A 13500-nucleotide genomic window follows, 5' to 3' on the forward strand; every position below is an offset into this window, starting at 1 on the left:
AGCCCATCTTCTGCATCTGGCGCAACTGCGCTTCGGCGGCTTCGCGCTCCTGCGCCTCGGTGATCAGCCGTTCATTGGCCTGTTCCAGTTCCCGCCCATGCGCGACCGCTTCGCCCATGCGCCGCTGCGCGGTGCGCAGCGCCATCAGGCCCAGCAAAATGGCCAGCGCAGCGCTGACCGCAAGGCCGCCGGACACCAAAATGCTCAGCCGGTCATTGTTCGCCGTGCGATCGCGCAACAACGCTTCCTCGCGCGCCTTCATCGTGGCGATCCGTGCCCGGATGCCCGCCATCAATATCTGGCCGCGCGTAAAAATGCTGGGGTCGATGGGAAGCCCCGCCCGCTTGCGGGCTATCGCTCGTTCCAGATAGGCGCTGCGCCGCGCGATCAGATCATCCAGCCCGTCGACCGCTTGCGCCTGCACGGGATTGTCTCTCACATCCTGGCTTAGCGTCGCCAAATCCCTGCGCCACTGGCGATCGAATCCATTATAGCTGTCCAGAAATTCGGGCCGTCCGGTCAGCAAATAGCCGCGCTGGCTGCTTTCCGCCGCCTGGACCTGCACCATCATCGCCGACAGTCGGCTTTCCACCCGCAACGTATGTGCGACCCAATTGGCGCTCGCCTGCTGGCTGCGATACAGCCAGAATGTACCGGTCACCGCCATCATGACGACCAGCATTGCCAGCAATAACAGGATGATCGACCGTTCGGGGCGGATGGCAGGCATGGCGCCTTTCATGGTTAAATGCTGCGCGCAGGGCAAGCCCCAATGCAAAGCGTGCAATCCCAAAGCCTTGCCATCGCGCCAGCATCGCGCCATCACCCGCGCCATGCACTGGCAATTCTGGATCGATCGCGGCGGTACTTTCACCGATGTGGTGGCGCGCGGCCCCGATGGGCGGCTGCACACCGCCAAACTGCTGTCCAGCGACCCGGAACGCTATGCCGACGCGGCGGTAGAGGCGGTGCGCCGACTGACGGGGGTAGGGGAAGGGCCGATCCCGCCCTGTCGCCTGCGGATCGGCACCACCATCGCCACCAACGCCCTGCTGGAGCGCAAGGGCGAGCCGACCCTGCTCGCCATCACGCGCGGTTTTTGCGACGCGTTACGCATCGGCTATCAGGACCGGCCAGACCTGTTCGCGCGCCACATCATCCTGCCCGACCCGCTTCATGCGCAGGTGGCGGAGATGGACGAACGGGTCATGGCAGATGGCATGGTCCTGACCGCGCTGGACCGGGACGCCGCCCGCGCGGCGTTGCAATCGGCCTATGACGGCGGCCTGCGCGCGATCGCCATCGTGTTGATGCATGGCTATCGCTATCCCGCGCACGAACAGGCGATCGCAGCGATCGCCGCCGAAATCGGCTTTACCCAGATTTCGACCAGCCATGATGTCGCGCCGCTCATCAAGCTGATCGGGCGCGGCGACACCACATTGGCCGACGCCTATCTTTCGCCCGTGCTGCGCGCCTATGTCGACGGGCTGCGCGATGCGCTGGGCGATCGGGCCGACATGCTGTTCATGCAATCGAGCGGCGGCCTGATCGACGGCACGCTGTTCCGGGGCAAGGATGCGATCCTGTCCGGCCCGGCGGGCGGCATCGTCGGCCTGGCCCGGACCGCGGAACAGGCCGGTTTTCGCGCGGTGATCGGCTTCGACATGGGCGGCACCTCGACCGACGTGTCCCATTATGCCGGTGCCTATGAGCGCGACAATGAGGCACAGGTGGCCGGTGTGCGGCTGCGCGCGCCGATGATGCGTATCCACACCATCGCGGCGGGCGGCGGATCGATCTGCAGCTTCGTCGATGGTCGCTTCCGCGTCGGGCCGGAATCGGCGGGCGCGGTGCCGGGACCGGCCTGTTACCGGCGCGGCGGACCGCTCACCGTCACCGACTGCAACCTGCTGCTCGGCAAGATCCAGCCCGATCATTTTCCCAGCCTGTTCGGCCCGAATGGCGACCAGCCGCTCGATGCCGATGCGGCGCGGGCGCGCATCGCCGCCATCTGCGCGCAGGTGCAGGCGGAAACCGGCCAAACCCTGAGCGTGCGCGACGCCGCTCAGGGCTTCATTGCCGTCGCCGTCGCCAGCATGGCCAATGCGATCAAGCGCATCTCGGTCGCGCGGGGCCATGACGTGACGCGCTACACGCTTGCCAGCTTTGGCGGGGCAGGGGGGCAACATGCCTGTCTGGTCGCCGATGCGCTCGGCATGGACCGGGTGATGATCCATCCGCTGGGCGGAGTGCTGTCGGCCTATGGCATGGGCCTGGCCGATCGTCGCGCGGTGCGCGAACGCACGCTGGCGCTGCCGCTGGACGCGCAGACCATGGCGGACCTCGATGCAGCACTGACGGCCCTGGCCGCCGACGCCCGCGCCGACCTGCCCCAGGCCGACCGGATCGAAACGCTGCTGCGGCTGCGCTATGAGGGCACGGACAGCCTGTTCGACGTCCCCCTGGCGGACATCGACACCATGCGCGCGGATTTCCTGACCCAGCACAACGCCCGGTTCGGGTTCGCCGGGCAGGGGCGCATCCTCATCGACATGACCCGTGTCGAGGCGATTGCCGGGGCGAGCGAAGCGATGACCGACATCGCCGCCATCGCCGCGCAACCAGCACCGCCGCTCGCCCATGTCGATTATGCGGGCGAAGCCGCGCCGGTCCATGACCGGGCGGGCCTGGCCCTTGCCAGCATCATCGACGGTCCCGCGCTCATCATCGACCCTGTGTCCACGACCGCCGTCGAACCGGGCTGGCGCGCACGGCTTGACGCCATCGGCAATATCATCCTCACCCGCCATGCCCCGCGCCCCGCGCCGCAGAGCGGGGACGCCAGCGCGGTCGATCCCGTCCGGCTTGAAGTCATGGGCGGCCTCTTCATGGCCATTGCGGAGGAAATGGGCGCGGCGCTCCAGAACAGCGCCTCTTCGGTCAATATCCGCGAACGGCTCGATTTCTCCTGCGCCCTGTTCGACGCGGCGGGCAATCTGGTCGCCAACGCCCCGCATATGCCCGTCCATCTGGGCAGCATGGGCGACAGTATCCGTACGATCATGGCGCGGCGCGGCATCGGCCCGGACGGGATGCCGATCGACGGGCGCGGGATGCAGCCGGGCGACGTCTATGTTCTCAACGCCCCCTATGATGGCGGCACCCATCTGCCCGATGTCACCGTGGTCATGCCCGTATTCGTCGGCGGCGACGCCCCGGCCTATTATGTCGCGGCGCGCGGCCATCATGCCGACATTGGCGGCATCACCCCCGGATCGATGCCGCCCGGCAGTGTTTCGGTCGAGGAGGAAGGCGTCATCCTCGACAATGTGCTGCTGGTCGATCGCGGCACATTTTGCGAATCCGACATGCGCGCGCTGCTGGCGTCGGGGCCATGGCCTGCGCGCAATATCGACCAGAATATCGCCGATCTCACGGCCCAGATCGCTGCCTGCGCACGCGGCAGTCAGGAATTGTTACGGATAAGTAACGATTATGGCGCGGCCACTGTCGCCGCCTATATGGGCCATGTGCAGGATCAGGCCGAATCCGCGGTACGCCGCCTTATCGGTCGCCTGTCCGACGGCCATTTCACCTATGCGATGGACAATGGTGCGATTGTTCAGGTCACTGTTCAGCTTGATCAGGGCACCGGATCGGCCACGGTCGATTTCACCGGATCGTCAGCCCAGCTTCCCGGCAATTTCAACGCCCCCGCTTCGGTCGTCCGCGCCGCCGTCCTCTACGTCGTGCGCACCCTGATCGACGAAGCGGTGCCGATGAATGACGGCTGTTTGAAGCCCATCACCATCATCGTCCCTGAAGGCTCGATGCTCCGTCCCCGCCATCCCGCCGCCGTGGTCGCGGGCAATGTCGAAACCAGCCAGGTCGTCACCGACGCGCTGTTTGGCGCTCTGGGTGTCATGGCGGGCGCACAGGGGACGATGAACAACCTCACTTTCGGCAATGCCCGGCACCAATATTATGAAACCATCGCCGGGGGTTCGGGCGCTGGCCCCGACTTCGATGGCGCGCCGGTGGTCCAGACCCATATGACCAACAGCCGCCTTACCGATCCCGAAATCCTCGAAACCCGCTTCCCTGTCTTGCTGGAGGAATTTTCGATCCGGCCCGGCTCCGGCGGGCAGGGCGTGCATCGCGGCGGCGACGGCGCGCTGCGCCGCATCCGCTTTCTGGAGGATATGACCGCCGGCATCCTGTCCAACCGCCGCACCGTCCCGCCCTTCGGCCTTGCAGGCGGCGCGCCGGGCCGTCCCGGCCGCAATGCGATCGAACGGGCGGACGGGGGCGTCGAACCGCTCGGCCCCACCGCCACAGCGGCCATGCGGGCAGGCGACATATTCGTCATCGAAACCCCCGGTGGCGGCGGCTTCGGCACTTCCGATCCCGCTTGACAACAGCCCCGCGCGGGGCTGTTGTCACAGGCAGGGGGAGGGGTGAATGACGCCGGACGCAGCAACGCAGATCAGATGGGGCGTCGGGGCCGCGATCCTCGCCGTGGCGCTGGTCGCGATCCTCGCGCTGGTCCCCGATCCCTTCTTCCGCCAGCGGGTGATCGCCACGACGCTCGACGATGTGGAGGGCGTTTCCCCCGGCGTGCAGGTCTATTTTCGCGGCGCGCCGATCGGGCAGGTCCGCTCGGTCGAACTGGACGGCCCCAGCCGCACCTTCGCGGTCCATATGGGCGTGGCGAAGGACTGGCGGCCATCCCCCTGCGCCTTTGCCACCGTCGCCGCCGCCAATCCGCTGACGGCCCCGCGCATCGAACTGGTCGCGCTGGAAACCGCGACTGCCCAATGCGCCAACGCCCGCCGCGCCTATGGCTGTGATCCTGTCGCCGGGCCACAGCGCGCAGACGCCATCGCCGGATGCCGCCGCCCCGCCGACCTGTTCGAAACCGCATCAGTCGCGATCGGCGAAGCCGCTGCCGTCGCCCGCACCGCCAACGCCATGGCGCAGCGGCTTTCCACGATGTTGCAGGGCGACGGATCGGGCAGCGCGGTCGATATGGCAAAGGTCGCCCGCAACGCGACGGAAACGCTGGCGGCGCTCAACTCGCTCAGCACCCAACTCGACCGCAGCTTCAGGCCGGGGCAGGGTGACATCGCGCTCACCCTCTCCCATGTCCGCAAGGCGACCGGGCGCGCATCCGAAATCGACGTCGCTGCGCTCAACGGCATATTGCGCGAAACCCAGGCGATGGTGGCGCAGAACCAGACCAGCATCGCCGGGTTGCTGGCGGAAGGGAAGGGCAGCGCCAGCGAGGCACGGATGATCCTCGAAGGGGCATCCGCCTCGCTGATCGCCACCAGCGCCAATCTGGAACGCACCAGCGCCAGCCTTGGAAATCTCAGCGAGCGGCTGGCGGGCGATCCGACCTTCGCGATCCGGGGCCAGCGCTACGCCGATCCGCCACCGCCGGGAGGAAAGAAATGATCCGCCTCGCCTCGATCCTCCTGCTTCTCACGCTCGCGGCCTGCGCTGCGCTGAAAGGCGGGGACGCCCCCGTCACCATGCGGGTCTCCCCGCGCTTTGCCGTCGGCCCGCTCCAGCCCGCGCCCACCCTTGCCGTCGCGCCGGTGCAGGCACGGGGCTTGAGCGGCGGGCTGCGCTATGCCTATGTCGATGCCGCCACGCCCGGCGAAATCCGCCAGGCCGCGACCCTGTTCTGGGAAGAACCGCCCGCCACCATGCTTGCCCGCGCGCTGGTCGCCGGGCTGCGCACCCGCTTTGCCGCCGTCACCGGGCCGGACCTGTCGCTGGCTGCCGAACGCCGTATCGTCGCCACGCTCGACCGGTTCGAGGAAGTGACCGGCGCGGGCACAGCGCAAGCCGTTATCGCCTTCGACGTGACGCAAGTGGCGCAGGGCAAGGCGGTCTGGACCGGCCGCTATTGCGCGACCCAGCCGATCACCTCGGCGGCAGGCACGGCGCGCGCCGCCGCGTTTCAGGGCGCGATCGAACAGGCGGTCGCGGCCTTTGTCGAGGATGCCGTGTCGGGCAGGGTTACTACTGCTTCCTGTTGAACAACATTATGTGTTCCCGCGCAGGCGGGAACCCAGTCCCACCCTTTGAACTGGGTTCCCGCCTGCGCGGGAACACATAGTGCTTGGCTCATATCAACCGCCCCGCCTCCAGCCGATAGACACGCTCGCACAATCGTTCCGCCAGCGCTGCATCCTGTGTCAGCAGCAGCAGCGCGCGACCATGCGGCACAGTCCGCCGTCGCACCTGTTCCTCCAGCGCCGCGCCGCGCGCATAGGCGCCCTCGAACGGCTCGTCCAAAATCACCAGATCCGGGTCGCGCATGAAGGCCCGTGCCAGTTCCGCCCGCCGCCGTTCGCCGATGGACAGCATGTCGGCGCGGATGTCCGCCGCCTGCTCCAGCCCATATTCCAGCAGCAGCCGATCGATCCGCCGCCTTGCTCGCGCGTCGCGTCCGCCCATGCGCCCCAGCGCCAGCCGCATATTCTCCTCGACGGTCAGGTCGCCCAGCAACGACCCGCCCTGCATCGCCAATCCGCATCGGGCGCGCAGCAAGCGGCGTTGGTCGGTATCGGCCTCGTCCAGCGCGATCCCCATCAGCCGCACCATGCCGCTGCCCGGTTCCGCCAACCCGACCGCCAGCCGCAACAGCCAGCCCTTGCCCGCGCCGCTCTCCCCCACGATGGCGACCCGCTCACCCGCGCCGATGTGCAGGTCGATCCGGTCCAGTACCCGCGCGCCGCCCAGCACCAGACTGACGCCCTCAAATGCCAGCATCTCGCTCATGCCAGGGCTGTCCACAGGACCGCTGCGGCAAAAATTCCCAGCAACCCGGCGGTAAAGGCCGTGGTCGCGCGACGGCCAATGTCGGCGGGGGACCGCACGGGCCTTGCCCCCACCGCGCCGCCCACGCCAAAGGCGATCAGCGCATAGACCAGCACCTTGGCCATGCCGGTCAGCATCGCGCCCGCCGCCTCATGGGAAAAGGCGAAGCCCGCCCACTGCGCCCAGCCGATATTGGCTATCAACCGCAGCGGCAGCGCACAGCCGACCAGCGCCGCCAGACCGGCAAGCATCATATGGATCGGCACCGACAGCAATACCGCAACCAGCGCCGGACCCAGGGCATGGCCGACCGGATCGCGCCCCAGCGCCTCCAGCGCGTCAATCTCCCGGTTGAGCGACATTGCGCCCAGCCGCGATGACAGCGCCACCGACACGCTGCCCGACGCGAACAGCCCGACCAGCAGCGGCACGATGTCGCGCAGCAGCGTTTCGGCCAGCGCCGACTGGACCGGAATCTGCGCATTGTACAATGCCAGCAGCCGCGCTGCGCCGATCCCGGCGATCATCCCCGCCAGCGCGGCGAGCGGCAGCAGGGTGCGCAAGGGGCGCCACACATGCAGCGGCAAGCTATCGGCCAGTTGTCGCTGCGCCAGCCGGTCGCCCGCCACCAGCCGCCGCGCCATGCCGCGCGCCGCGCGCCCGATCAGCCACAGTCCCGCACCCACCGCGGCGACGATCTTGCGGCTGCCCCTCAACGTGCCCATGGTGCCCGAACGATCGTGCCGTCGCCGCCCAGTTGCACGGCGCGATCATCCTCGATCGGGCCGGGCGTCAGGACCAGTTGCGCATCGGGCATGTCCCCCGGATCGGTCGTCGCGTATAGGCTGTCCGCCGCGCGCACCAGCGCTACCGCCATCCGCGCATCCGCACCGTCCAGCCTGTCGATGATCGCCTGGACATGGGCGTTCAGCAGCAACTGGACCAAATGTCCCCGCTGATGCAGCGCGCCCATCATCGCGCGCGCCCAGCCATCGGCCAGATCGCCCGCGAACAATGGCACCCGGTCGGGATATTGCGCGTACAGCGCCGTCAGCAGCGCGCCCGGATCGGGGCAGGCGCCATCGCCGCCGGGCAGGATGGCCACGCGCAGCACCCGCAAGGCCCTCCGCCCCGACGCGCCCAGCAACCGCGCGATGATCCGCACCTGCTCCCGGTCCAGATCCTTGATCGCCTCGCTCAACTCGTCATAGGGAATGATGTCGGGGTGCAGCCGCTTGGCATCGTCGCGCGCTGCCCCGAATGTCCAGCCCTGCACCAGCTTGGCCGCCATCCAGCGATCATGTTCGGCGCGTGACAATTCCTCCAGCTCGTCGGGCGTCAGCACCAGTGACGGCCCGCTCCCTTCCACCAGCCGCGCGCCGATGTCGCGCAGCTTCAGGCTATAACAGTCGGCGACCAGCCGGTTATCGTCGCGAAAGGATTCGGGCAGATCGTCCCACTCCTGCATCGACGCGCGCACACCGATCCGCTCGCCTTCGGCAAAGCGTCCCTCCAGATAGAAGTCATGGATCGACCGCGCCAGCACGTCATGCCGGTCCTGCAACAGCATGTCGGGATCGGCCAGATCGGCCAGCGCCCCGAACGGCAATATTCCTGCGCCCAGCCGCGCGTCATACCCGCTATCCATGCGCGCATGGATCGGCGGTGCGACCAGCGCAGCGGTTCGATAGCGTGCATCGACCGCCAGCGCGATCGCCAGCGTCCGATCGTCGCCGCCCGCATCGATCAGGATCGCGACGGGTTCCCCATGTGCCGCGACATGCTGGTCGATCAGCGCGCCAATCCCCGCCGGGTCGGCGCGTGCCTCGACAAAACGCAACGGTGACAGTGTGTCTGCGCCCGGATTGCGCGCCCGGAAACCCGCTTCGGCCTTCGCCGCATCGGCCAGATGAATGACGAAGCCCGGCTTGCCGCCATCGCGATAATGACCGCCCGCCAGCGTACGAAGCACATAACGTTCGATCAGCGGCGTGAACCCGATGACCAGCACCCCGCGCCCCGCCTGTCCCGCGCGGGCAAAAGCGTCGATCGGGCGGGCCAGCGCCAGCTGTCGCGCGCCGATGTCCGGCAGCGCCGCCATCCGCACCCGCGCCGTCTTGCGGTCGCCCTGCTCGAATCGCTGCTCGACGCTGCGTCGCAGGTCCAGATCATCGACGCGCAGGATCACGTCCAGCGGATCACCGGCGGCGCGTACCCGCGCCGCCTCAGCCATCAGGACGGCGGCCAGCGCAATGTTGGTTCGCGCCTCGCGGCTCAGCAGCATCGCCGCCCGCGCCTTGTCCAGCGCCAGCGCCTGCACGCTTTCGTCCGTCGCTGCCTGCTCGACCTCCGCTGCCCCAACTTCGATCGCGTCGGTGACCCAGCCGGCGCGTCGATCGCGTGGCCACAGCAGCACCCGCCGCCCTTCGTTCAGCGCGCCGAGTGCCGCCCGCGCGGCCAGTTCGCTATCGGCGTCGCCGGAAATCACCAGATGGTCGCCGCGCGCCCGGACAAGCGCCAGCCGCCAGGGATTGCGTATCTGCGTCCACGCCAGCGCGGCCATGGACCAGACAGTCAGCAGCGGCAGCGCCCAGCGCGCGATATGCAGCGCGACGGGCAGGTCGCGGTCCTCCAGCACCTGCGGGAAATGGCCGACTACCAACCCTAGCGACCGGAGTGCATCCTGCGGCAGGGTAGAGGCGATGCCCGCCTGCTCACAGGCCTGGGAAAAACCCCATATGCCCAGCAGAAAGGCGATCCCCAGCGCCCCGAACCGCACGATCGGCGCGACGGGCGGTCGCCCTGCTCCCTTGCGCCAGTGCATCGCCAGGATCAGTTGCTGGTATGCAGGCGGACGAAGGCGGCGGACACGCCGTCGCCGGACTGGCCGACCAGCTTGGCGCGCAACCGCGTCAAAAATTGCCGTTCGGTGCCATTGATCGCTTCATCATCGCCAAACAGCGGCTTGTCGGACGCCAGCGCGACGATCATCTCCGGGCCGAAGGGTGGGGCGACCGCATAGCGCTGCGCGGTTTTGGATAGGCCGATCATCACCTGCCGTACCCCCTTGCCGTCGGGTTCGGGATGGCCGCGATGCAGTTCCACCGCGCTGCCGTCGGCCTGGAGGTAGATGATGCTGATATAGGGCCGCGCCGCCGTGGTGGTGGCGCTGACGCCGAAAATCTCATTCTCCTTCATCGTCACCGGATCGCCGTCCCGCGGCACGCCCGCCTCGGTCAGCGCCGCGATCCGCGTTCCCGCGCGGGCCAGCGGCGCCGCCAGAGTCAGCGCCGCCTCGCATTGCGGCCATGGCAGATGGCGCACCGCGAACTTCGCATTCGGGTCCGCCTTCGACGCCGCCTCGCGCAGCGCCGCAATGGCGTTCAGGTCGCCGGAAAAGCCCGATACCGCGCCGCCTTTCACGCTGATGCCGCCGCATGGCATGGCGGCGGCCTGTTCGCGCAGGATCTGCGCCGCGCTCTTGGGCGCTGGCGTCGGCGCACCGGGCGCGACCGGCACGACCGGCGCTTCGAGTGAATAGGCTTCGCCCGTCAGCAGCCGGAAGGTTTCATAGTCGATCCAGGCATAGCCCTTGTCACCCCAGATCGGGCCCCAGCTGTTCATGATGCGCAGCGCCTGCCGCTCCTCATCATAGCCCACGATCGCCATGGCGTGATAACTGGCATGTTCGGGCTTTTCCGCGCGACTGTAGATGCCATCGCCGCGATGGGCCTTGAAATCGGCAGAAACCGGCATGGCGAATATCACCGGCGCGCCGCGCGCCAGTGCACCCTTCACATCGTCCAGGATGATCGGCGTGCGCCAGTCGTCCTTGACTTCACGATCGACCGCGCGCCAGTCGAGCAGGCGGTAATTGCCCGCCTTGGCCTTCAGCGCTTCGGGCGCGGGGATCGCGCATTTGGTCATGTCGTCGGGAAAGTCGGCCAGGCTGACCGTCCCCTCATTCTTGAGCAATGTCAGTGCCTGGACGATGCTGATCGTCCCCGCGCATGGCGATCCGGCCGGACGCAGCCTGTTATAGACATAGGCCGGGCTCATCTGATCGGCAGGGGTGGCCGGCTGCACCGCCTTGTCGCGGAAATTCAGGAAGGTGCGCGCGGCATAGGTGGTCGCCCATGCGACGCAATTGGGCTGCGGTCCCTGCGATCCGGGCGGAGGATAGGCATTGGACAGGTCCACCCGCTTGGGCAGATAGGCGCGGAACCGCCCCTGTTTGGGCAGCTTGGCATAATCTTCGGGAGAAACGGGTTCAGCACCGGTCATGAACTGGCTGTCATTGCCCTGCTGCGCGGACGATCCCGCGGCACAGAGCGCCAGCAATGCCGGACCGCCCCATGTGACGAAACGACGTGTCATCACCCGTTCCTCCCGAAATTCTGGTTCTAGAAGCGATAGCCGATGGTCAGCGTCACCGCGTCATAATCGAAATCATGCGAAAAGCTGCTCGTGCCATGGGTGTAGATCAGGCCGATGCGCAGTTGCTCCGCCTTGCTCTTCTGCTCGGCTTCGCGGGTACGCACGCCGATGCTCAGCGCCGCCTCATGCACATTTTCATAGGATTGCGGATCGTCGGTCAGCTTCGTCCAGGTATAGCTGGCGCGCAGCGATCCCTGTCGCCCGCCGAACATCCGTCCCTTGAACGGCAATTGATAGGCGAGCCCGTTGCGGAAGGTGAAGACATTTTCCTTCAGATAGAAGGCGGGATCGCGCCCCAGCCCCCAATCGGTGGTGGTCGACCAGCCGATCATATTGCCGATGGTCAGGTCGCCGCGCCCGACCTGTGCGAACTTGTAGCGGCTGCTGGCCGACAGGGTAATGAGGTCGCTGCTGGTCGATCCGAAAAAGGCGCCCGCGTCGGTCACGCCATAGGCGACACGCGGGGTGATCAGCCAGTTGGGCTGGACCGGTATCTCGATCCCGGTGGACAGCGTCCCCATCGTCGCAGTCGCGCCATTGTTGACGTGCAGGACGTTCAGCACCGGGTCGATCAGCACGCGGGCGCGGCTGCCCTCGAATGGCCGCAGCGCCTTTTGATAGCGCAGCTCATAGCGCTGGCCTTCATTGCCATAGGCGCCCCAATAGGTGATCGCCGCGCCGATCGTGTCGGCATCCCCCTCCATGTCGAAACCCGGCGTGTCCGGATCGTCATCATAGTCCAGGTCATTCAGGTTCAGCGCCGTCGATACCGCGCTATGTTGCAGACTGTTGGGACTGCCCACCGTCGCCAGATAGGGCGCGGCCTGCGCCATCCCCGGCACAATCGCGATCAGCGCTGCCGTCGCCAGATATATTCTCATTCTCTTACCCCCTTTGCGGCACCGGTTTCCCCGTCCGGTGCCAAACCCACATGAAAAATTGTCAGGACGCGGCGAATATCTCGTCCGGGTCCAGATCCCGCACGACCCGCAGCCCTGCATCCTGCCGTCGCTTCGTCGGCGGCACGGTGAAACGGTTGGCCGATCGCAGCGCATCGGGCGCGCTTTCGAACGATCCGCCCCGGATCACCCGCATCCGGCACGACTGGTCGGTGCAGCCCGATGTCCATTCCCACACATTGCCCTGCATCTGATTGAGGCCCAGGGCATTGGCGGGATAGGCGTTCACGCTTTCGGGATAACCGCGATAGGGCGCGGTGTCCGATCCGCGATAGCGGGCGGTATGGTCATAATTGGCCTGACTCGGCGCAATATCGTCGCCCCAGGGGAAAGCGGTCGGCGCGCCGCCCCGGCTGGCATATTCCCATTCCGCCTCTGTCGGCAGGCGATAGGTGCGGCCTGACTTGACGGTCAGCCAAGCCAGGAACGCCTGCGCATCCTCATAACTGATGTCGGTCGCGGGGATCAGCGGGTTGGGATTTTCCTTTGCCCAATTGCCCAGCTTCGCGCAGGCATTGTCGCGCACGCAGCCATTCCATTCCGCGATCGTCACTTCATATACGCCGATCGCAAAGGGCCGTTCGATCCGCACATCGGCCTGCACCGGCTCGTCGCTGCCGCGCCCCGGTTCCGACGCTGGCGACCCGAACGGCGTGGTGCCGGCGGGGATGGCGCGCATCCATGGGCAGTTGGCGCAATCATAGAAGCGGTCATTCGCGGCCCGGTCGCACGAAATGAAGCAGGGCGGCGCGCCTTGCAGGCCATAGTCGAAGGTCGGCTTCTGGAAATTCTTGCCAGATGACAGCGCGACCCGATCGGACACGCGCTTCAGGGCGTCGGCGATATTCTGCTGCGGGCGGCGGATTTCCTCGGCCAGCACCTTGGAAAAGATACCGTCGTCGAACGCGAACTGGTCCGCGCTGGTGGAAAAGGCGACCAGATAACCCTGATCGGGCCGGATCGCGGCGGCGGGCGCGCGCACCATGCGGCGCAGACCTTTGCTCCCGGCCAGTTCACCCACGGCGCTCGTTTCGACCCCGGTCTGGTCGGCGATCATCTGCGCCAGTGACGGCGGCGGCGCGGCCAGCACGTTCCGGCACATGTCCAGTACGATCAGCATCGTTTTGGCGCCGGACCCCAGCAGGTTGCGGGTCAGCGCCGCGCGGGTCAGCGTCGCCGTTTCCGCCGTCACATCGCGCCCGGCATCCACCGGCAGCAGCATGACGTCGCCATAGCTGCCCAGCGCCGCGCCATGGCCGGAAAAATGGCT

General features: G+C 67.3%; 10 protein-coding genes. 3 read left to right on the top strand and 7 right to left on the bottom strand.

All coding sequences use genetic code 11. The features are described from left to right. The coding region (locus tag SX1_RS20375; RefSeq protein WP_019054568.1) for a CHASE3 domain-containing protein at positions 1–730 on the bottom strand (730 nt) is incomplete at its 3' end. A 103-nt stretch (positions 731–833) separates the two neighbouring features. On the opposite strand from SX1_RS20375, the gene SX1_RS20380 reads away from it, so the two are divergent. Genes SX1_RS20380 through SX1_RS20390 form a run of 3 tightly spaced genes read left to right on the top strand, consistent with a single transcriptional unit; the run spans position 834 to position 6050 of the window. After that, positions 834–4418: a hydantoinase B/oxoprolinase family protein gene (locus SX1_RS20380; protein WP_026149995.1), complete on the top strand. Its 3585-nt coding sequence runs from the start codon at positions 834–836 to the stop codon at positions 4416–4418. A 46-nt stretch (positions 4419–4464) separates the two neighbouring features. After that, positions 4465–5460 (top strand): MlaD family protein, encoded by a 996-nt coding sequence (locus tag SX1_RS20385; RefSeq protein WP_019054570.1) that lies wholly within the window; start codon positions 4465–4467, stop codon positions 5458–5460. Beyond that, positions 5457–6050, top strand: a complete 594-nt coding sequence (locus tag SX1_RS20390) for an ABC-type transport auxiliary lipoprotein family protein (RefSeq protein WP_019054571.1) — start codon at positions 5457–5459, stop codon at positions 6048–6050. Before SX1_RS20385 ends, SX1_RS20390 begins: the two co-directional genes overlap by 4 nt. An 88-nt stretch (positions 6051–6138) precedes the next feature. Here the strand turns inward: SX1_RS20390 and SX1_RS20395 are convergent, their stop codons facing one another. The 6 genes from SX1_RS20395 to SX1_RS23600 form a co-directional block, all read right to left on the bottom strand. Next, on the bottom strand, positions 6139–6795 hold the full coding sequence (locus SX1_RS20395; RefSeq protein WP_019054572.1) for an ATP-binding cassette domain-containing protein: 657 nt from the start codon (positions 6793–6795) through the stop codon (positions 6139–6141). Then, positions 6792–7559 carry an ABC transporter permease gene (locus tag SX1_RS20400; protein WP_019054573.1) on the bottom strand — a complete coding sequence of 256 codons (768 nt, stop codon included), beginning with the start codon at positions 7557–7559 and terminating at the stop codon, positions 6792–6794. Before SX1_RS20400 ends, SX1_RS20395 begins: the two co-directional genes overlap by 4 nt. Further along, positions 7547–9658, bottom strand: a complete 2112-nt coding sequence (locus SX1_RS20405) for a RyR domain-containing protein (RefSeq protein WP_019054574.1) — start codon at positions 9656–9658, stop codon at positions 7547–7549. Before SX1_RS20405 ends, SX1_RS20400 begins: the two co-directional genes overlap by 13 nt. Before the next feature lie 8 nt (positions 9659–9666). Then, positions 9667–11211: a C1 family peptidase gene (locus SX1_RS20410; RefSeq protein WP_019054575.1), complete on the bottom strand. Its 1545-nt coding sequence runs from the start codon at positions 11209–11211 to the stop codon at positions 9667–9669. Between the two features lie 26 nt (positions 11212–11237). After that, positions 11238–12152, bottom strand: coding sequence for a hypothetical protein (locus SX1_RS20415; protein ID WP_026149996.1), 915 nt, complete (start codon positions 12150–12152; stop codon positions 11238–11240). Positions 12153–12213: 61 nt separating this feature from the next. Next, the coding region (locus SX1_RS23600) for an SUMF1/EgtB/PvdO family nonheme iron enzyme (protein ID WP_026149997.1) at positions 12214–13500 on the bottom strand (1287 nt) is incomplete at its 5' end.

The organism is Sphingobium xenophagum NBRC 107872 (assembly GCF_000367345.1).
GTDB classification, from domain to species: domain Bacteria; phylum Pseudomonadota; class Alphaproteobacteria; order Sphingomonadales; family Sphingomonadaceae; genus Sphingobium; species Sphingobium xenophagum.